Below are 19,578 nucleotides of genomic sequence, written 5' to 3' on the forward strand. Positions count from 1 at the left end.
CCAACCGCATCACTACGCTGTCGATCCGACAGCGTTAAATAGTTAATGAAGACTGGTCAATCACCAGGCCCGGGCCCATCGTAGAAGAAAGAACAACTTTCTGGATGTACACACCCTTGGACGAAGCAGGTTTGACTTTTTTCAGGTCGGCCAGCAGTGCTTCCAGGTTCCCCTTGACGGCATCCGCCTCAAAGCCCACCTGACCAATGCCGCCATGGATAATGCCCTTCTTATCGGTTCGGTAGCGAACCTGACCGGCCTTGGCATTCTTGACTGCCCCTTCCACATCCGCGGTGACAGTTCCCACCTTTGGATTGGGCATCAGGCCTCGGGGGCCGAGCACCTGGCCAAGCTTGCCGACCACTCGCATGGCATCGGGAGAGGCTATCACCACGTCAAAATCCAGGTTGCCAGCCAGTATGCTCTCGGCCAGGTCGTCGAACCCGACCACATCGGCACCCGCCGCTTTGGCTTTCTCGGCATTTTCGCCCTGGGCAAATACCGCCACACGAACCGATTTACCGGAGCCGTTTGGCAGAATAGTGGACCCGCGAACCACCTGATCAGATTTACGAGGATCAACCCCAAGGTTCACCGCCACATCGAGTGATTCCTTGAACTTGCCGGAACTGAATTCGCTCAACAAAGCCACTGCTTCGTCGATCGTAAAGGTAGTTTTTTCACCTATTTTTTCCCGAATAGCTTTGCGCTTCTTGGTAAGTTTCGCCATGACTAGTTAACCCCCTCTACTTCGATACCTGCGCTGCGTGCGGTACCAGCGAGCGTTCGCACCGCCGCATCCATACTGGCTGCAGTCAGATCCGGCATTTTCTGTGCCGCGATTTCTTCCAGCTGTGCGCGGTTAACCTTGCCCACTTTTTCAGTGTTCGGTCTGCCGCTGCCTTTTTGCAGGCCTGCGGCCTTGAAAAGAAGAATCGCCGCCGGCGGGGTTTTAGTGATAAAGGTAAAGCTGCGATCTGCATACACGGTGATAACCACCGGAATCGGAAGACCTGCCTCGAGACCCTGGGTCTGCGCGTTAAACGCCTTGCAGAACTCCATGATATTTACGCCATGCTGGCCCAGTGCGGGACCGACTGGCGGACTTGGATTTGCTTTGCCAGCTCCAACCTGGAGCTTGATGTAAGCCAGTACTTTCTTTGCCATGTGCTACTCCTTTGGGTTCAAACGCTTGCTTCAGCCATCCGCATTCGCGGACCCGCTATCAAGCTCCCCGGCGTGTCCCAAAATATCTGCTGCGGGACTCGACTTCTAAAATGGATACTGTGGTGAAACCCTTTGACACTCGCCGTGACATGGCGATGAAGAGGAGCCCAACACTGCACCCGCCCTGAAAAACGCCTTTCGAAAAAGCGCTTCCTAACTTTTCTCCACCTGACCGAATTCAAGTTCGACCGGAGTGGACCTGCCAAAAATCAATACCGCCACCCGGAGGCGACTTTTTTCGTAGTTCACTTCTTCAACTGTGCCCGTGAAATCATTGAAAGGACCGTCAGTAACCCGAACCATTTCACCAGGCTCGTAAATAGTCTTGTGGGTAGGCGTCTCTTCGCTGGCCTCCATGCGCTGAAGAATCTTGTTAGCCTCTTTATCAGTGATCGGCGCCGGCTTTTCAGGGGTGCCTCCGATAAACCCCATGACCCGGGGCGTGTCCTTGACAAGGTGCCAGGTATCGTCGTTCAGCTCCATTCTGACCAGCACATAGCCAGGAAAAAATTTCCGCTCGCTCTTGCGCTTCTGACCGCCGCGCATCTCCAGCACTTCCTCGGTAGGAACCAGCACCTCATCGAAATAATCTTCCATGCCAGATAAGGTAATGCGCTCTTGCAGTGCGTTCATTACCTTCTTTTCGTAGCCGGAATAGGCGTGCACCACATACCAACGTTTAGTCATGAGTGAATCCCTTTAGCTGATAATGACCGAAACAATGCCGTTTAAGCCCCAGTCAAGAAGCCAGAGAATCAACGCTACGATAAAAACGACGACCAGTACTACGATTGTGGTCTGGGTGGTTTCCTGACGGGTCGGCCACACAACCTTGCGGATCTCGACTCGTGCCTCAAGGCAAAGATCCAGAAAGGCACGCCCTTTTGTGGTTTGTACAGCCACCCACCCGGCCAGAGCGGCCAGCACGAGTAAACCCACCGTTCTTAATAAAAGCGATTCAGCCGCAAAGTAGGTGTTTGCGTAAATGCCCCCGCCAACCAGCACGGCGACGACAGCCCATTTCAACCAGTCCATCCCTTTACTTTGCTCGTTTACCTTCTCAGCCATAAGAGTTCCGTGATCTTGTGTTTCAATCCAGCCTCTAATCCAGACCGTGTGAGTATCGCTTTACCTGCTCAGCTTCAAAGCTGGCAGGCCAGGAGGGAATCGAACCCCCAACCTGCGGTTTTGGAGACCGCTGCTCTGCCAATTGAGCTACTGGCCTAGATTCTTTGCCTTTGCAAGGCTTACCTTGCAGACAGATTTCAGTTTTTCCTAAAGATGACTAAGCCGAAACACCCAATCAGATGTTTCGGCTCGTCGTCTTGCTACGCTAATTTCTTATTCGAGGATCTTGGCTACCACGCCGGCACCGACTGTTCGGCCACCTTCACGGATCGCGAAACGCAGACCTTCATCCATCGCAATCGGTGCTATCAACGTCACTTCCATCTTGATGTTGTCCCCCGGCATCACCATCTCAACACCTTCCGGCAGCTCAACAGAGCCCGTTACGTCGGTTGTACGGAAGTAAAACTGCGGACGGTAGCCTTTGAAAAATGGCGTATGACGGCCACCCTCGTCCTTGCTCAGAATATACACTTCCGATTCAAACTTGGTGTGAGGCGTAATCGTTCCCGGCTGCGCCAGTACCTGGCCACGCTCAACGTCTTCACGCTTGGTCCCACGCAGCAGTACGCCAACGTTTTCACCCGCACGACCTTCGTCAAGCAGCTTGCGGAACATCTCAACACCTGTACAGGTTGTCTTGGTAGTGTCCTTGATACCCACAATCGAGATCTCGTCGCCCACCTTCACGATGCCACGCTCGATACGGCCGGTAACTACCGTACCTCGACCCGAAATCGAGAAAACGTCTTCGATCGGCATCAGGAATGGCTTATCGATGTCACGCTCAGGCTCAGGAATGTAGCTGTCCAGAGTTTCCACCAGCTTCATCACCGACGGCGCACCTATATCAGAGGTATCACCTTCCAGCGCCTTCAGCGCCGAACCGATAATGATCGGCGTGTCGTCGCCCGGAAATTCGTAACTGTCCAGCAGTTCCCGAACTTCCATCTCCACCAGCTCCAGCAGCTCTTCGTCGTCAACCATGTCAGCCTTGTTCATGTACACAACAATGTACGGAACACCTACCTGACGGGACAGCAGAATGTGCTCGCGCGTCTGTGGCATCGGACCATCCGCTGCAGACACAACCAGAATCGCGCCGTCCATCTGCGCCGCACCGGTAATCATGTTCTTCACGTAGTCCGCGTGCCCCGGACAGTCAACGTGGGCGTAGTGACGATTTGGCGAATCATATTCCACGTGGGAAGTCGCAATGGTGATACCACGCTCCCGCTCTTCCGGCGCGTTATCGATCTGATCAAACGCCCTTGCACTGCCGCCGTAGGCTTCTGCGCATACCTTTGTCAACGCTGCCGTTAACGTCGTCTTACCATGGTCAACGTGACCAATCGTGCCAACGTTTACGTGTACCTTGGTTCTTTCAAATTTTTCCTTCGCCATTTTGCCTGCCTCTACCTTCTTATAGCTGAGTCTAAGTTCTAACTGTCTACAAGCTTTACTGCCGTTTTCTACCGGGCGTGTTTTTTCCCGCCGCGGAGTTATTTTGTAATCTGGGTTATGTGCCGGGTAATTCTGATCGCCTGGCTCGACCTTGACACGGGCCTGTCACCAGCACCTTTGTTATTTGTTACTTATTGCTGCTATTTTTGTCCTGCTATCTTTTAGGATCTGCTGACCCTGCCCAGCTGATACCACGAGCCTGCGGAATGGTGCTCACATCCGGAGTCGAACCGGAGACCTCTTCATTACCAATGAAGTGCTCTACCGCCTGAGCTATGCGAGCCAACCCCTGTAGGATCTGGCCGACCAGAGGCCAGCGGTCCGCAGTTTAATTGATCAGCAACTTTTTATTACTCTATCTACTTCGCCCTAACCTTATACGACATACGACTTATAAGATGGAGCGGGTAGCGGGAATCGAACCCGCGCGACCAGCTTGGAAGGCTGGGGTTCTACCTCTGAACTATACCCGCCTGCCAGAAACAATACGTTCTCGGCTTGTTTCCAGATGGTGGAGGGGGGTGGATTCGAACCACCGAAGCTTTCGCGTCAGATTTACAGTCTGATCCCTTTGACCGCTCGGGAACCCCTCCCCGCAGAGCTCCCCTGGAGCAAATTCCGTTGGCCCTCTGATTCAAACGCGGCATTTTAGGGGAATTGCTAACCTTGTGCAATCGTTTCGCGGAGATTTTCTAACCTTCACGATAACGGGCTGGTCAGACAGGCGCGAAGTCAGCCTGATCGGCTCAAGCTCACCTCAATTCAACCGGGAAGGAAACACCGCAATGGGTAACCTGGCCTGGCTGCGCCCCTCGCAATTACTCCGCGACAACCCGTCCCCGGCCTTATCACGGCAAAGCCAGACCAAGACCGTCGAACACCAGGCTCGGCACCTCACGGATTTCAACGCCATCGGTTGTCAGGAAATCTCTTAGTAAGGGCGCATCCCCTCCGGTCAAATAGAGAACAGGCACGCCGCAGGCGGACAATTGCCGGAGCTCCCGCGCGATCACTTTCTCCACCAGCGCCGTCAACATCACCAGTGTGCCATGATAAATAGCGTCTTCGCTGGAGTTGCCCGGCTCCAGACTCCAGACTGGCCGGGGTGCCAGGCGAATTGCAGTATTTCGAGTCAGCGCCTCCGGACTCAGCCTGAAACCCGGGACAATATAGCCACCCAGGTGCCTCCCGCTGGCTTCGACCAGGTCGATAGTCAGTGCAGTTCCGCAGTCTACTATAACAGCAGCGCCAGCAGCATCCCGATGGGCAGCCAGCAGGGTCAGCCAGCGGTCCACACCCAGTTTCTGCGGATCACTGTAACCGACCGTTACTCCCTGACATTCGCGCAACACCTTTGCTACCTGCACCGTCAGCCCCCATTGCTCATGTAACTGGCGGATGAGATCCGGCAGAAACCCCTCGGCCCGCACACAGGCTACCCGGACCCGCTGCAGCGAATAGGCTCTGACCGTCTGGTCGAATAACTGTTGCAGGTTGTCTGCCACTCCCGCTGCTTTCACCACATCTTCAAGGTCTATTACGCGCCACTTTATGCGCGTGTTGCCAATGTCCAATTCCAGAATCATGGTTCAGTCCGATGGGGTCTTTTCCAGCTGTTGAATGAGAAGATTCTCTGATCAGGCATCCGGTTATTCTTGATCAGACTGTTCTGCTGCCGTGCTCACCGGTCGCAATGACGGTGCGACTTCGCCGCCACTGACCTGCTGATCACCATCGTCGCTCTGAAGGATTAACGCTCCAGTAGCGCCGACACCTTTTACCATACCGTTTAACCGTCTTTTACCATCGGTAATTTCCACTTCCTGGCCATGCAGGGCATCCAGGCGACTCCATTGCGCCCGGAATGGCTCAAACCCACTGACAAAGAGCTGCTGTAGGTTTTTCTCCAGATGCGACAGGATCGCTGCGACCAGGCTATTGCGATCAATGGCTGAATTACCCCAGGAACGGAGATCCGTCGCCGCCTGATCGATACTTGCCCGATCCCGCTCGGACAGGGACACATTGATACCCATACCGATTATCACATGAGCGGAACTGGACTGAGCTCCGTGCAGCTCCAATAAAATGCCGGCCAGCTTCGCATCGCCGAGCCAGACATCATTCGGCCATTTGACCCGCAACGATTCGCCACCCTGCACGCCAGCCGCACGTAAACCGTCAACCAGACTCAGCGCCGTAACCAGACTCAACCCACCCAGTGCTGACTGCAGATCCGGCACGGGCCAGACCACGGTCAGGTAAATATTGCGTGCCGGAGGGCTCACCCAGGTCCGCCCTCGCCTGCCTCGTCCGCTGAGCTGTTGTTCCGCCAGGAACAGTCCCTGCCCCCTGCCCCCACCACTCAACCAGCGCATGGCCTGTGAGTTGGTTGAGTCGATAGTCTGATGCACTTCGAAGCAGGCCAGCGATTTCTGCAGAGAGGGGCTGATTGCGGCCCCTATCAGATCGCGATCAAGCAGGATCAGGGGCTCGATCAATCGATAGCCACGCACCTCGTCAACCTCAAGGTTCAGCCCCTCGTCCGGAAACCCGACCAACTCAGCCTCCAGAGATTTAAGATCAAGCCTGGTTTCAGCGAGCAGTTTCGCCCTGCCGTGCCACTTGCCGTCGGCCAGGATGTTCAATAGAGAGCGCGAGGTCATGACGTAGTGAGTTCAGTGAAACAGAGAGTTGCGGGCAAACACAGTTGTTAGCGCGACGAGTCACGCCGGGATCCAAGCTCGCAGCGCAGCGCCTGAAGCACCCGCAGCTTAGCGAAACGCACCGGAAACTTCAGCGAAAGGCGCGATCAAAGGCAGTTACGCCACCATCAAAAAGCCACCATCAAAAAAGGGAGCGTGACAACTTCACGTCTCCCTCCTGTTACTTACCTTGCCGCCTGTGCGGGCAAACCCTACCGGCATTTCTGCCGCCAGGATCGCCCACCAGGCTGATCCTTACTCGCCGCCGGAACTTGCCGGATCCTCTTCCGCCAGTGTCGACTCTCCTTTTCGGAGTTTCGATATCTCGGAAAGTGCCTCCAGCATGACGACGATACTGGCAGCCATAACCGCCAGACTGAGAATCACCAACAACCAGTTGGCCTGCCGAACGTAGGTAATAAGCGACAGACCGCTGGCCCAGAATGCCACCACGATAACAAAAATCATGGGCAGCAGGGTTGGCAGGAAGTTACGCTTGAGCTTCATCAGGTAAATGGAAATCACCAGCAAGGTCATGCTCGCCAGAATCTGATTGCCGGCACCGAAAATAGGCCAGATCCTGTTGCCGCCATCGCCCGGATATTCCACCGATGCACCAAACGCCAGCAGCAGACAGGTGCCCACTGCCAGCAAGGTGGCGATATAGTTATTCTTTAACGGGTTGATCTTGTAGATATCACCCCACTCCTGAATGATATACCGCTGCAGTCGCAAGCCGGCATCCATTGTGGTTCCGGCGAACAGCACTACCATGACAGTAAGCATGGTCTGCGAGAACGCTAATGACATACCCCAGCCCTGGAAGATCAGCTCGGCACCACCCTCGATGAATTTGCTGGCCGGTGGCCCCTGGTTGTAGGCAGGATAGATCGTGCTCCAATCGGCACCAGTGGCGGCATAGAGTGAGCCTGTCACCGCAACGATCGTAATCAGTGCCAGAGAGCCTTCGCCCAGGGCGCCAAGATAACCCACAAACCGCGCGTCCTTCTCATTGCTGATCTGCTTGGAACTGGTACCGGACGAAACAATCCCGTGAAACCCGGAGATCGCACCGCAGGCAATGGTCACAAAAAGCATCGGGAACAGAGGTGGCGTCCCCGCGGCGAGATTCTGATTAAATGCCGGCGCCGTGATTTCGGGACCGGTAATCAGAACTGCCGAGTAGAGAACCAACAGGCCAATAACCAGCTGCGCCCCGTTGATGTAGTCCCTGGGCTGAAGTAGCAGCCAGACCGGCAACATGGACGCGATACCTGCATAGACGAAGAGGATAATTATCCATGAACCGTTGTCGCCCAGCACGGGGATCTCTTCAGGCAGTCCAAGAGGCCAGATGCTGCCGATGTAAATCGTGAAGTAAAGTATTGCCACACCAACCACAGAAATGAGCAGCAGGTTGTACTTCCGGCGAATTAACACGCCAATGGCGATAGCCACGGGAATTGCCGCCCAGGCCGGGAATACGGAAGTGGGAAACTCGACCATTTCATTGGCAATGATGCTGCCGAATACCGCGTTGACCATCAATAGTAGAAGAAAGATGACAACCATGAACAGCGATCTCGCCCGCTTGCCGATCACGCTTTCTGAAAGAGCACCGATCGACTTCGCGCCGTGCCGGGTACTGGCCCAGAGAGCTCCCATATCATGGACGCCCGCGAAGAAGATGGAACCGAGGGTCACCCACAGAAGAGCCGGCACCCATCCCCAATAGACTGCAATGGCGGGCCCCACGATGGGCGCCGCACCAGCAACAGCGGTGAAGTGCGCACCCCACAACACAAACTTGTTGGTAGGTACGTAGTCGATGCCATCGTTTAACCGGTGGGCAGGGGTTTCGTAATCCGGGTCGAGCCGATAGATTTTTTCGGCGATGAATTTCGAGTAAACGAACCAGCCGAATGTAAATCCCGCGAGTCCAAAGATGATGATAAAAAGCGAGGACATATACCGCTCTCCCAGGTTTTTATTATGGAAAAAAAGCCGACGAATAATAGCAAGTTAATGTCACCCGACACAACGCAATGACGTGGCAATATTGGCCGAACGGCACTTATTTCGCCGTTTCGCGGCTAATCAGCCGAATCAGGCGGCCGGTGCAGGGCCGCCCTGTCCGCTGGAAAGAGCTCTGCACCGGCCGCGTTATATCAGCAGCCGTCAGGGGTTGGTGGGCTCAGCCGCGTGGTAGGTCCAGTACCCGATAAACATTTCGTCCCAGCTTTGCAAGCCGAAGGTAAGCTCCTTGCTGGGATCCGGGTTTGCCGGGTTGTACTCGGAATTATCGAAAGATCCTGACACGACTACCCGCGATCCCGCCGGAATAAACTCCGGCTCCGACAGCTGGTAGGTGGGCTGCCAGGCATAGCTGTAGTTGGGGACGCTGAGCAGATCCTTCAGCGAGCCGTCCGGCTGCAGAACGGAAAACTTCATGTCTTTACCACGGAAGTGCATGTGGGCCCGCAAGCCGGTTACAACCACATCCTCTTCAAAGGTATATTGGGCCTTCAGCTCATGATCCCTGGCATAGGGCGGGATTCTGAACATGGTTGCCACGGAACGGGTGAAATTTTCGTATTTCGGTGGCTCATCATAGAGGTACAGCCCCAACGTGGTTTCGTCGGAAGTGGCTCGACCGTTGGTGGTGTAGTGAAACTGCATGGACAGTTTGTGACCTGCCGGGATAAAGACCCCGGTATCCTCCGGAAACTCCATGGCCTCAATCTTACCGGGCGCATAGCCTTCAAGAAAACGTCTGGCGATGGAGCGGGTGTCCTGCTCACCGCCTTCAAAGTTTTCTGATGGCGCGGTGACATAGGTCAGCAGGTGGTGCAGAACAGAACGATCGCCCGGTACAAACTGCACAGCGCGAACCCACTGGTCGTCATCAAACGGTAACTCGACATCTACGTTGATATAGTCCAACACACCGGTGGCAGGAATCTCCTGCCTGGGCGCCGTGATAACGTAATCAGGCTCTCCGAGCTGCCAATCATCCAGGCCTGGAAAGGTCAATTCGGCAAGCGGGTCTGAGGCGATCATCCCCCGCGGCGCGCCGGCATCGATCCAGTGGACAAGCGTCTGTAAATCCTGCTCGGAAATGTACCGTGCGTTGTCGAAATGCCCGATAGCCGGATCCACCTGCTCTGGCGGCATACGCTTGGATAACAATACTTCCCGGATCATCGGCGACCAGCCCTGCAGCATCAGATGGCTGTTGATGGCGAAGGGGCCAATACCGCCTTCACGGTGGCAGATTGCGCACTGCTCCGCGATGATTGGCGCCACGTCGGTGGCGTAATCAGGCACATTATTCGCGTGCATCTCCTTCACGGGGTAGTCGATAGCACAACCGGAAGCCGGCAGCACAGTGGTTGCATCGATGCTTCCCTCGGTGGCGCCCTGAATATGAGCGGTCAGTTGTTCATGTACTGGCCCACGGTACAGGACAGTGAGTCGATCGGGATCCAGCACCACCACCTCGCCCGCGGAGGTAAAGCCCAGGGTCTCTGAAACCAGTTGACCGTCATCCACCAGAACCGGCATGCCGGCATTCACCCGGGCAACCTCGGAGCGGCCGATATTTTCGGCGTCGATCAGCATAAAGGCGATTCCCTGCTCCTGCCAGGCCTGTTGAACCGAGCGGAACTGGTCGAGTGCCGGCCCCATGGCGGCACAGTCTTCAGCATAGGCCATAATGACCAGTGCCTCACTATGCCCGTAACGGCTGAACTGGTGGAATTCGCCAGTACCGTCGAGTAACGCAAAGTCGCCGACCCGATCGGGCAGGCCATAGGCGCTGGCGGCAGCCAGCAGACTTCCAACCAGGGTGACACCCAAGTTTCGCAGCAGTTTCATCGTAACACTCCAGTTGTCAAAATCGCGGGGGGATTGTACTGCACATTATCCCGGAAAGTTAGCCGGCACGGTCTGCTGACAGAGCTGAAATGCCCCATCGATGCGGCAGACGAGACTGCTTCTGCCACCCCGGGACAAAAAGACGGTGATTACGCCCACTCGCCCTCCCCTGGAGGTAACCGACATGGCGTACCCATGAGACTTCAGGGGCCTGGGGTTGGGACTTCTGCCTGCCAGGGGACAGAGACATCCGTAGGATAATCCAGTACAGTGAGATACCTTTTGTCAGGTAGCAGTCATCCCTTGTAGCGCAATGGAGCGGAGGAAAACAATGTCTCGTCTAAGATCACTAACAGCCTGGATTACATGCCTGGGGGCAGCTTGCCTGATAACCACACAGGCAGTGGCCCAACTGGACAATCCCAATGTCATTCCAAACCCTTATGAAACCGTAAACCCCGCTCAGGAAGACTGGGTAACCCTCCCGAACGGCCGGACCTGGGGAGCCACCAGCACCGTGTATTACGCAGGCGACGGCTACCTCTGGGCGGCCGAACGTTGCGGCGCCAATGGTAATTGCCTTGACACACCAGAGCTGGACCCGATTTTTCTTATCGACCCGCAGGGCAATGTGGTACGCAGCTTTGGCGCCGGACTGATCGTGTGGCCCCACGGCATCCACGTGGACCCTGAAGGCAATGTCTGGATAGCCGACGCCCGTGGTGACGATGACCGCGGCATGGGACACCAGGTACACAAGTTCAGTCCGGAGGGTGAACTGCTGATGAGCCTGGGTCAACCGGGCCTGGCAGGTAAGGGACACTATATCTTTGATCAGCCTAACGACGTTCTGGTGGCGCCGAATGGTGACATTTTTGTCGCCGATGGACACTCGGCGGATGGCAACAACCGCATCGTCAAGTACTCCAGTGAAGGTGAATACCTTATGGAGTGGGGTGGGACTGGCTCCGAAGACGGCGAAATCCGTGTCCCTCACGCCCTCGCAATGGACTCCCAGGGTCGCCTGTTCGTTGCTGACCGTGCCAACAGCCGGCTGCAGATTTTCGACCAGGACGGCAACCACATCGACACCTGGACCCAGTTTGGCCGGCCCAGCGGCCTCTATATCGACGCCAACGATGTACTTTATTCGGCGGATTCCGAGTCCAACACCGGCCCCCGGCGGAACTCCGGCTGGTACCGCGGCATTCGCATCGGCAGTGCCGTGGACGGCTTTGTCACCGCCTTCATCCCCGACCCCAACTCCGGCGCAGCCCGGGGAACCAGCGTGGCAGAGGGTGTTACGGCTGACGAAGACGGCAATGTGTACGGCGCCGAGGTTGCCCAGCGGAAGCTGCGGAAATACCGGCTCCGGCAGTGACTCCAGCCTGTCGAGTGTGATAAGACATAAAAAAGGCGGAATCCTGAGATTCCGCCTTTTTTATAGCGCTACCAATATCAGGAGGATTCGAGTTTCTCGGCAGGGGCCCTGCCTCCAAGAATCGGAGTCACCGCACCAAAGCGGCGAAAAACCTCATACATACCCCAGACTGCCGCAGCAGCGATAATTGCCAGCATCCCCCAGCGCATCAGACCAGCAAAGAACTGGGCATCCAGAACCGGCATCTGAACCTGATACTGACTCAACAGAGATCCCCGATCCATCATCCAATGCCAGGCGCTATGGGCTATCAGCGCGGACAGCAGGATGGTCCCTACCCGCTCAGCCACGATGTAGCGAAACAACAGATTCAACAACGGGATCACCAGCAGTAGAATCATCAACTGCCCCAGTTCCACGCCCACGTTGAACGCCAGCAACGAAGAAAACAGGTGACCACCGGCAAACTGCAGGGTGTCGCTGAACAGAAAGGCAAAGCCGAATCCGTGAATCAGACCGAAACCAAAAGTCACTATCCAGCGGTGGGACAGTCTGGCGCCGACAATGTTTTCAAAGGCCATGTAAACGATAGACAGGGCGATCAGCGTCTCGATCAGCGGGGGAAACCAGAGCGTTCCCGGCGACAGTCCGAAGGCGGAACCCAGGAGCGTGATGGAATGCGCCACGGTAAAAGAGGTGACCACCGGAATCAGGCCGCGAATACTGCGCACCGGGATTACCAGGCAGAACAGGAACAGCAGGTGGTCGAGCCCTTCCAGAATGTGGGTGAAACCCATCGCGACAAAGCGATAAACTGCTTGATACCAGCGCGGATCGAGAAGGACTTCTCCCGGGTTACCGGTGTAATTGAAGACCCGCTCGCCACCGCCAGGGGGCAGAAAGCGCAACACGGTCGTTGTCTGATCCGACAGGGTTCCCAGCTTCGGATCCACCGAGAAGTCGGATTGAGCGGAATCAATGGTAAAGGTGACCTGCATATCCAGCAGCCCCTGACGCCAGAACAGATTGACATCGTCACTCAGCGGCGGACTGGTGATGTTTGCGTAGGCGTCGTCGTAGCTGCTGAATGACCGGTTGGAGGGCAGCGAGACCCTAACCCGCTCCAGGGACTTTTCTTCAAGCTCCACACCGTTTTCAAAAAAGGCAATAGATTCAGTAATATAGACGCGAGCAGCGTCCTGCAGTTCGAAATCGGCCTCGGAGATAATCAGGTAGCCTGGACCGCGGGTCGGGAAAACGATCTCGCCCAGCGCTTCCATGGGCACCCGCAACAGCACGTTTAGCTGATTGCCTTCCGGTTTGACAAAGGCGTAAACCGTCACCCGCGTAGGGATATCATGAGCCAGGACGTAGCCAGAAAATAGCAATAAAAAACAAGGAATTAGACCCTTTAAAACAAGGTGCCTAAGAGATGACACTAGTGCTTGCATGCTTCAACTACCCTGGTTTGATGATTGTTTGGGTTATTCCAGGCGCTCTCCCGGGAGCCGGCCACCTTAATGCACCAGGTTATCCCGGCGCAAGAGGCAGGCCTGCCCGGCCTGCAGATTTCGGCCCCTGGCCCTTTGGCAAATTGTCAGAAATTGTAACTAAGCCGACCGGAAGCTGATCAGCGAGTATACGGACCCCCAGTAAGCGAGTATACTCGCCCTGCTTGATCAATAATGAAAAATCCGCGAGTGGGTATTCGGAGGGAAGCATGACAAAAACTAAAATCACACTGGGGGCCGTTCTAGTCGCAGGACTGGTAGCTCTCGGCATAGGTCAATCTCAGCTGCAGGAGTCGGCTGTGGCCGCCGCCAATGACGTAATGGCTCCGCATTTTCAGGTCGATCCGTTCTGGCCTAAGCCTCTCCCCAATCACTGGGTGCAGGGACGTACCATCGGCGTCGACGTTGACGACCGGGATCACATCTTCGTCGTACATCGCGACCAGGAATCCATGTTCTCGCTGCGCACCGAAATCGGTCTGTATGCAGGCGTGGCTGAGTGCTGTACACCGGCACCGCCAATTCTGGAATTCGATATCGAAGGCAACCTGGTTAATGCCTGGGGTGGCGCGCAGGAAGGCGCTCCTTACGTATGGCCGGCTTCAAACCACGGTATCGAAGTTGCCCCTAACGGCGACGTCTGGATCGGTGGCAACGGTGGCGGTGACTCCCACGTACTGGTCTTCACCCGGGACGGTGAATACATCCGCACCGTGGGTGTTCCAGGCAACGACAGGGACAGTAACTCCACAACTCACTTCTCCCAGGTGGCTGAAATTGCCATCGACGTGGACGCGGGTGAAGCCTACCTGGCCGACGGTTATCGCAATCGCCGGGTAGCGGTAGTCGACGTGGCCACCGGTGCGTTCAAGCGTTACTGGGGTGCCTACGGCAACCGTCCTGACGACGATGCCGATGTAACCTATACCCCGGGTGAGCCTGGACCCTCACAGTTCCGTGGCCCGGTTCACTGTGCTGAGCCTTCTCTCGATGGCCTGGTCTACGTGTGCGACCGAGGTGCTGACCGAATTCAGGTGTTCCGCAAGGACGGCACTTACGTTCGGGAAGTAATCATTTCCCCGGCTACCCTGTCACAGGGCTCAACCTGGGATATCGCTTTCTCACCGGACGACGAGCAGGAATTCATTTACCTGGCCGACGGTCAGAACTTCAAGATCTACATCATCGACCGCGAATCCATGGAGGTTCTTTACACCTTCGGTGACGGCGGCCGTCAACCTGGTCTGTTCTATGCACCGCACAGTATTGCCACGGATTCGGAGGGTAACATCTACACCACCGAAACCTACGAAGGCAAGCGAGTTCAGAAGTTCCTGTTCCAGGGTATGCGCCCGGTAACAGTGCGTGACCGCGCCTCAACCTGGCCGGCCTCAGAACTGTAAAAGCAAGCTGAGAAAACAAAAACCGCGGCAGGTCAATCTGCCGCGGTTTTTTTTCGCCTGCGAATTCTGACCGGGTTACGCCAGAGACAGGCAAGGCTGCAGTTGCCACGAACTCTGACAAGATCATGCACTCCCCCCTTTTAAACACGATTGAGTAATCATATACTCAAACCTCACCCTTGCAGCCCGTCGCGAGGCCGATCATCTTTAATCAGGCCCCGGCAATCAGAGGAAATAAGAATGAAGAAACTGAAATTATTAACCGGCCTGTCCCTAGCCCTGGGCGTAGTAGCCCTTGGTGTCGGACAAGCCCGCCTCCAGGATCAGGCGATAGAAGCAGCCGCCAATGATGTGATCGCGCCCCATTTTCAGGTCGATCCGCTGTGGCCGGACCCGCTACCCAATCATTGGGTTCAGGGTAACACCATCGGTGTGGACGTTGACGAACGCGACCATGTATTCATTGTCCACCGTAATTCTGAATCCCAGTTTATGCGGATCCAGGAGATTGGCCTGTATTCCGGCGTCTCTGAGTGCTGCACACCGGCACCTCCGATCCTCGAATTCGATGTCGACGGTAAACTGGTTAATGCCTGGGGTGGGCCCGTTGAAGGCGCTCCTTACGTATGGCCGGCCTCAAATCACGGCATCGATGTTGCACCCAACGGCGACGTCTGGATTGGCGGCAACGGTGGCGGCGACTCTCACGTACTGGTCTTCTCCCGGGACGGTGAATACATCCGCACCATCGGTGTACCGGGCAATGATCGGGACAGTAATTCCACCACCCACTTCGCCCAGGTGGCTGAAATCGCCATCGATGCAGAGGCTGGTGAAGCCTACCTGGCAGACGGGTATCGCAACCGCCGGGTAGCGGTAGTTGACGTGGCAACCGGCGCCTTCAAGCGCTACTGGGGCGCCTACGGGAATCGTCCGGATGATGACGCCGATGTCACTTACACGCCGGGTGAGCCTGGTCCACAGCAGTTCCGTGGCCCGGTGCATTGTGCCGAACCATCCAATGATGGCCTGCTCTACGTCTGTGACCGTGGCGCTGACCGTATTCAGGTGTTCCGCAAGGATGGCACCTACGTGCGCGAAGTCGTTATCTCTCCTGCCACGCTGGCTCAGGGCTCAACCTGGGACATCGCCTTCTCGCCGGATGACGAGCAGGAATTCATCTACCTGGCCGACGGTCAGAACTTCAAGATTTACATCATCGACCGTGAATCCATGGAAGTTCTTTACACCTTCGGTGATGGTGGTCGCCAGCCAGGGCTGTTCTTCGCACCACACAGCATTGCGACCGACTCCCAGGGCAATATCTATACAACGGAAACTTACGAAGGAAAGCGGGTTCAGAAATTCGTTTACCAGGGCATGCGCCCCGTAACCGTCAGAGACCGTGCTCCAACCTGGCCCGCGGAAGCCTTGCAGTAACAGCTTCTACCGAGCAGACAAAAGCCGCAGCGCTCAACGCGCTGCGGCTTTTTTATTGCCCGTCATGCCAGTCGGGGCCTGCAGGTCCTCAGGGCGCTGCCAACCAGCCCGGACCCGGCACAACAGCACTTTAACTCCCGCGGCCTGCCGGCTTATACTCATCCTGCTGTATCACAAAAGAATAACTCAAAAAGGACAGTGCCATGAAATTTGCACCAAGCCCTCTCATCACCCTCAGCCTCGCTGGCGCGCTGCTGATAAGCCTTGGCGTCGGTCAACATCGGTTGCAGCAGACCGCCAGTGCAGCCAGCGGCTCGCGGCTGGTACCTCAGTTTGAAGTTGATCCATTCTGGCCCCAGCCCCTGCCCAACAAGTGGATTCTTGGTCGAACCATCGGCGTGGCAACCGATGCCCGTGACCACGTCTACATCGTACATCGGGACCAGAACAGCATGTTCATGAACCAGGAAATCGGCCTGACCCTCGGCCGTGCTGAATGCTGCACGGCGGCGCCGCCGATCCTGGAATTCGATATCGATGGCAACCTGATCAATGCCTGGGGCGGCCCGTCGCCGGACGGCGAGTACGTGTGGCCGGAATCCAACCACGGTATCGAAGTCGCACCCAATGGCAACGTCTGGATAGGCGGCAATGGCGGCGGTGACTCTCACGTGCTGGTATTCAGCCGGGAGGGTGAATACATACGGACTATCGGTACACCCGGCGAGGACATCGACAGCAACAGCACGACCCACTTCTCCCGTGTCGCCGAGATTGCCTTTGACAACGATGCCGGTGAAGCTTATTTTGCCGACGGCTACGGCAACCGCCGGGTGGCCGTTGTTGACATGGCCAGCGGGGCTTTCAAGCGTTACTGGGGGGCCTACGGCAATCGCCCGGACGATGACGCAGACAATACCTATATTCCCGGAGAGGCATTACCACAGCAGTTTCGAGGCCCGGTGCACTGCGCCGAGCCCTCCAATGATGGCCTTATCTATGTGTGTGACCGGGGCGCCGACCGCATCCAGGTGTTCCGCCCTGATGGCACCTTTGTCAAGGAGGGTCAGATCAACCCATTGACACTTGCCGGTTCCACCTGGGACATCACTTTCTCCAGGGACGCTGGCCAGGAATTCATGTATGTCGCGAACGGCGGTGATATGAAAGTCCACATCCTGGACCGTGAAACCCTCGAAGTGCTTTACTCATTCGGGGAGGGTGGCAGGCAGCCTGGGCTGTTCTTTTCTCCCCATAGCATCGTGACCGATTCCGAGGGCAACATCTACACGACGGAAACCTATGAGGGAAAACGAGTGCAGAAATTCGTCTATCGGGGGATGCGAGAGCTGGCAACTATCCGCGAAGGGGCACCGTGGCCCGCCAGTGCGATCAACAACCGGTAATCTGCCGCGAAAATCAGGGAAAAGGCCACCCAGCGGTGGCCTTTTACTTTAAAACCTTCGACAATTGACGTATCCGCCAACCAACGTACAAGCGCGAATACCAGGAACAAGCAGTAGCAGTAATTTAAGGGAGTCAGTCATGAAACAGACCATTGCATTTTTAATTCTATGCACCGCGCTTGCCTCTTCGGCATTTGCGGCGGAAGAGCTTACCGTCAACTACCTCTTTGAGGGCACAGTAAGAGCAGATTTCAGCAACATGTCCCGCGGACCGATGAAAGTCGGTGAATTCACGGATTCCCGTGGCGGTAACCCCAATCTGATTGCGGAAGGCTATGTCGCTGACAGGCCTCTGGCAGCAATTGTTCGTGACGCCCTGGTTCAGGGCCTGGAGAACGGCAAGGCCGCACTGGTTGATTCCGGTGAAAACGTGACCCTGGCAGGATCAATCGAGTCCACCCAGGTCCAGCTGGTTGACAATAACGGAGTCAACTCCATCCAGGTCACCCTGCGCACCCGGGTTCAACTGCAGGGGTCAGGCCGCACTATCTGGGAAACGGTGCTATTCGGTCGCGGCACCGCACCGGAATCGGAGGGGATGAGCAAAGCAATGACCGATGCCCTGGACCGGACAATACGAGGCCTGGTACAGGATGACTACTTCCTGATCGAAGTGCTCTAGCACCGGAAACCGGGCAGAGAGCTGATCAACAAGGCCTAGCCCCACTGCCCGTAACCCGGGTCAGAACTCGCTTGCACCAGCCGGCAACGATAACGGACTGAACTGGCGGCAGGCCCTGGGCCACGGTCTCGTTGAGGCTAGGGACGGAAGCAACCCAGCTTCTCGCTGAGATCTTCAAGTGGCGCCTGGGTCAGCTCGGGAAACAGGTCAAGGCCACTCAACTGCTCGATCTCGGCGACCGAGGTCAGTTGTTCACAATGGTGCACATGGAAGGGCAGTTCCTGCGGAAACAGGAATGCCGCCATGTGCCCGCCTTCATCCACTACCACTTTGAAAAAACCACTTGGTACCGCACCTGCAGCTGCTGCCGTTGACAGCTGTACGGTTTCGGCAAAAAGCGGGCCCGTTACTACATAAAGGCTGGCTGTCCGATTGGCCAGGTTACGCACCGCCCACTCCAACCCATACCAGGATCCCCGGTTCAGCTCACTGTTGCGTGGTACGCGATTGGTCAGGAAATTGGCTTCCGCCCAGAATGGTGTGCCGGCAAAGCTCACCAAGGGGACAAGATAATCGAGTATCAGGTGGTTCCCCTCCCCGGCAGCGGGAAATTCACCGGGATCCAACATGCTGGTGACAAACGGGTCGACAAGTGGGGCGCGCGAAAGATTAGTCGCAACTCCGATAGACCCGGCTGTGACCGTATAGGCGGACCAATCGGCAATCCGCGTGTCGGAATTGAAAGAAAGCGTGTAGATGGAGCGGGCGATAACATGATTGTCTGCTGGTGCCCCGGTCGGACAGCCGGCAAAACAGTGGGCAAACCGCACTGTCTCGGCCATTGTCGACTGCGGCATCGCGAGCAGGAATCCTGTGCAGAGCAAGGCGAAGAATTGATCGGGCAAAATTTTAGAGCGCACCTGGCAGTCTGATCCTTTAATTGTTTGTACTATTTATTTGTTTGTACTGTTTATTTGTTTGTTGTTTTTACTGTTTGTTGATAGTTCTGTGTGTTTATTTTTCCAGTATCGGGTTTTCCTGGGCTGTGCCCGATTGACATTGACAACCGCGACGCCAGCAACTTTCGGGACGAGCCTACTCCTGCTTCAAACAGGAAAGGATCCACCCAAGGTGGCCATATTACTCCCAACCGCGACCTGCTGTGAATTCGAAACGACAAGGGCCGTGCGGCCCACGCTGATTTCCAGGCCGGCAGCGATTCAGATCAATCCCTTTCCAGTCAGAGGCTCCTCAGGTTGATTGAAAAAACACCTGTCTGAATGTTTAAAATAACGCCTGATTGCAATATTCAGGAAGTATTGTTTACCAACAGCTTCTACTATGCGTCTCATTGG

16 protein-coding genes and 4 tRNA genes are annotated in these 19,578 nt (G+C 55.9%); 5 read left to right on the top strand and 15 right to left on the bottom strand.

What is annotated here, in order from left to right; translation table 11 throughout:
- Nucleotides 1-34: 34 nt before the first annotated feature.
- The 13 genes from rplA to R3F50_20980 all read right to left on the bottom strand — a co-directional run bounded on the left by rplA (nt 35) and on the right by R3F50_20980 (nt 10,400).
- Nucleotides 35-730: a 50S ribosomal protein L1 gene (rplA, locus tag R3F50_20920; GenBank protein MEZ5492754.1), complete on the bottom strand. Its 696-nt coding sequence runs from the start codon at nt 728-730 to the stop codon at nt 35-37.
- A gap of 2 nt (nt 731-732) precedes the next feature.
- Nucleotides 733-1,167 carry a 50S ribosomal protein L11 gene (gene rplK / locus R3F50_20925; GenBank protein MEZ5492755.1) on the bottom strand — a complete coding sequence of 145 codons (435 nt, stop codon included), beginning with the start codon at nt 1,165-1,167 and terminating at the stop codon, nt 733-735.
- 213 nt (nt 1,168-1,380) lie between these two features.
- Nucleotides 1,381-1,914, bottom strand: a complete 534-nt coding sequence (nusG, locus tag R3F50_20930; GenBank protein MEZ5492756.1) for a transcription termination/antitermination protein NusG — start codon at nt 1,912-1,914, stop codon at nt 1,381-1,383.
- 12 nt (nt 1,915-1,926) lie between these two features.
- Entirely contained in the window at nt 1,927-2,295 is a 369-nt protein-coding gene (gene secE / locus R3F50_20935; GenBank protein MEZ5492757.1) for a preprotein translocase subunit SecE, read from the bottom strand.
- Between the two features lie 81 nt (nt 2,296-2,376).
- Nucleotides 2,377-2,452, bottom strand: a tRNA-Trp gene (locus R3F50_20940).
- Between the two features lie 116 nt (nt 2,453-2,568).
- Nucleotides 2,569-3,759, bottom strand: a complete 1,191-nt coding sequence (tuf, locus tag R3F50_20945; protein ID MEZ5492758.1) for an elongation factor Tu — start codon at nt 3,757-3,759, stop codon at nt 2,569-2,571.
- 267 nt (nt 3,760-4,026) lie between these two features.
- Nucleotides 4,027-4,102, bottom strand: a tRNA-Thr gene (locus R3F50_20950).
- A gap of 116 nt (nt 4,103-4,218) precedes the next feature.
- Nucleotides 4,219-4,292 (bottom strand) — tRNA-Gly (locus tag R3F50_20955).
- A gap of 36 nt (nt 4,293-4,328) precedes the next feature.
- A tRNA-Tyr gene (locus tag R3F50_20960) sits at nt 4,329-4,412 on the bottom strand.
- Nucleotides 4,413-4,667: 255 nt separating this feature from the next.
- Complete coding sequence (locus R3F50_20965) at nt 4,668-5,405, bottom strand: type III pantothenate kinase (GenBank protein MEZ5492759.1); 738 nt, start codon at nt 5,403-5,405, stop codon at nt 4,668-4,670.
- 63 nt (nt 5,406-5,468) lie between these two features.
- Complete coding sequence (locus R3F50_20970; GenBank protein MEZ5492760.1) at nt 5,469-6,485, bottom strand: biotin--[acetyl-CoA-carboxylase] ligase; 1,017 nt, start codon at nt 6,483-6,485, stop codon at nt 5,469-5,471.
- Between the two features lie 294 nt (nt 6,486-6,779).
- Nucleotides 6,780-8,492 (bottom strand): carbon starvation protein A, encoded by a 1,713-nt coding sequence (locus tag R3F50_20975; GenBank protein MEZ5492761.1) that lies wholly within the window; start codon nt 8,490-8,492, stop codon nt 6,780-6,782.
- Nucleotides 8,493-8,702: 210 nt separating this feature from the next.
- Entirely contained in the window at nt 8,703-10,400 is a 1,698-nt protein-coding gene (locus R3F50_20980) for a hypothetical protein (GenBank protein ID MEZ5492762.1), read from the bottom strand.
- Between the two features lie 331 nt (nt 10,401-10,731).
- Between R3F50_20980 and R3F50_20985 the strand changes: the two genes are divergently transcribed.
- On the top strand, nt 10,732-11,781 hold the full coding sequence (locus tag R3F50_20985) for a peptidyl-alpha-hydroxyglycine alpha-amidating lyase family protein (GenBank protein MEZ5492763.1): 1,050 nt from the start codon (nt 10,732-10,734) through the stop codon (nt 11,779-11,781).
- A 77-nt stretch (nt 11,782-11,858) separates the two neighbouring features.
- Here R3F50_20985 and R3F50_20990 read toward each other — a convergent pair whose 3' ends face one another.
- Nucleotides 11,859-13,124, bottom strand: coding sequence for a HupE/UreJ family protein (locus tag R3F50_20990; GenBank protein ID MEZ5492764.1), 1,266 nt, complete (start codon nt 13,122-13,124; stop codon nt 11,859-11,861).
- 377 nt (nt 13,125-13,501) lie between these two features.
- Here R3F50_20990 and R3F50_20995 point away from each other — a divergent pair, with 377 nt between their 5' ends.
- The 4 genes from R3F50_20995 to R3F50_21010 all read left to right on the top strand — a co-directional run bounded on the left by R3F50_20995 (nt 13,502) and on the right by R3F50_21010 (nt 18,223).
- Nucleotides 13,502-14,695 (top strand): hypothetical protein, encoded by a 1,194-nt coding sequence (locus R3F50_20995; protein ID MEZ5492765.1) that lies wholly within the window; start codon nt 13,502-13,504, stop codon nt 14,693-14,695.
- A gap of 240 nt (nt 14,696-14,935) precedes the next feature.
- Complete coding sequence (locus tag R3F50_21000) at nt 14,936-16,135, top strand: hypothetical protein (protein ID MEZ5492766.1); 1,200 nt, start codon at nt 14,936-14,938, stop codon at nt 16,133-16,135.
- 203 nt (nt 16,136-16,338) lie between these two features.
- The gene (locus tag R3F50_21005; GenBank protein MEZ5492767.1) at nt 16,339-17,541 is read left to right on the top strand and encodes a hypothetical protein; all 1,203 of its coding nucleotides are present in this window, start codon (nt 16,339-16,341) and stop codon (nt 17,539-17,541) included.
- Nucleotides 17,542-17,680: 139 nt separating this feature from the next.
- A complete protein-coding gene (locus R3F50_21010) occupies nt 17,681-18,223 on the top strand; it encodes a hypothetical protein (protein ID MEZ5492768.1) in 543 nt (180 codons plus the stop codon).
- 137 nt (nt 18,224-18,360) lie between these two features.
- Here R3F50_21010 and R3F50_21015 read toward each other — a convergent pair whose 3' ends face one another.
- The gene (locus tag R3F50_21015; protein ID MEZ5492769.1) at nt 18,361-19,080 is read right to left on the bottom strand and encodes a DNA/RNA non-specific endonuclease; all 720 of its coding nucleotides are present in this window, start codon (nt 19,078-19,080) and stop codon (nt 18,361-18,363) included.
- Nucleotides 19,081-19,578 lie beyond the last annotated feature (498 nt).

The organism is Gammaproteobacteria bacterium (assembly GCA_041395725.1).
Taxonomy (GTDB): Bacteria; Pseudomonadota; Gammaproteobacteria; order Pseudomonadales; family Pseudohongiellaceae; genus NORP240.

Coding starts and splice junctions, on each gene's coding strand:
- rplA (MEZ5492754.1), bottom strand. CDS start 730: ATGGCGAAACTTACCAAGAAGCGCAAAGCTATTCGGGAAAAAATAGGT.
- rplK (MEZ5492755.1), bottom strand. CDS start 1,167: ATGGCAAAGAAAGTACTGGCTTACATCAAGCTCCAGGTTGGAGCTGGC.
- nusG (MEZ5492756.1), bottom strand. CDS start 1,914: ATGACTAAACGTTGGTATGTGGTGCACGCCTATTCCGGCTACGAAAAG.
- secE (MEZ5492757.1), bottom strand. CDS start 2,295: ATGGCTGAGAAGGTAAACGAGCAAAGTAAAGGGATGGACTGGTTGAAA.
- tuf (MEZ5492758.1), bottom strand. CDS start 3,759: ATGGCGAAGGAAAAATTTGAAAGAACCAAGGTACACGTAAACGTTGGC.
- R3F50_20965 (MEZ5492759.1), bottom strand. CDS start 5,405: ATGATTCTGGAATTGGACATTGGCAACACGCGCATAAAGTGGCGCGTA.
- R3F50_20970 (MEZ5492760.1), bottom strand. CDS start 6,485: ATGACCTCGCGCTCTCTATTGAACATCCTGGCCGACGGCAAGTGGCAC.
- R3F50_20975 (MEZ5492761.1), bottom strand. CDS start 8,492: ATGTCCTCGCTTTTTATCATCATCTTTGGACTCGCGGGATTTACATTC.
- R3F50_20980 (MEZ5492762.1), bottom strand. CDS start 10,400: ATGAAACTGCTGCGAAACTTGGGTGTCACCCTGGTTGGAAGTCTGCTG.
- R3F50_20985 (MEZ5492763.1), top strand. CDS start 10,732: ATGTCTCGTCTAAGATCACTAACAGCCTGGATTACATGCCTGGGGGCA.
- R3F50_20995 (MEZ5492765.1), top strand. CDS start 13,502: ATGACAAAAACTAAAATCACACTGGGGGCCGTTCTAGTCGCAGGACTG.
- R3F50_21000 (MEZ5492766.1), top strand. CDS start 14,936: ATGAAGAAACTGAAATTATTAACCGGCCTGTCCCTAGCCCTGGGCGTA.
- R3F50_21005 (MEZ5492767.1), top strand. CDS start 16,339: ATGAAATTTGCACCAAGCCCTCTCATCACCCTCAGCCTCGCTGGCGCG.
- R3F50_21010 (MEZ5492768.1), top strand. CDS start 17,681: ATGAAACAGACCATTGCATTTTTAATTCTATGCACCGCGCTTGCCTCT.
- R3F50_21015 (MEZ5492769.1), bottom strand. CDS start 19,080: ATGCCGCAGTCGACAATGGCCGAGACAGTGCGGTTTGCCCACTGTTTT.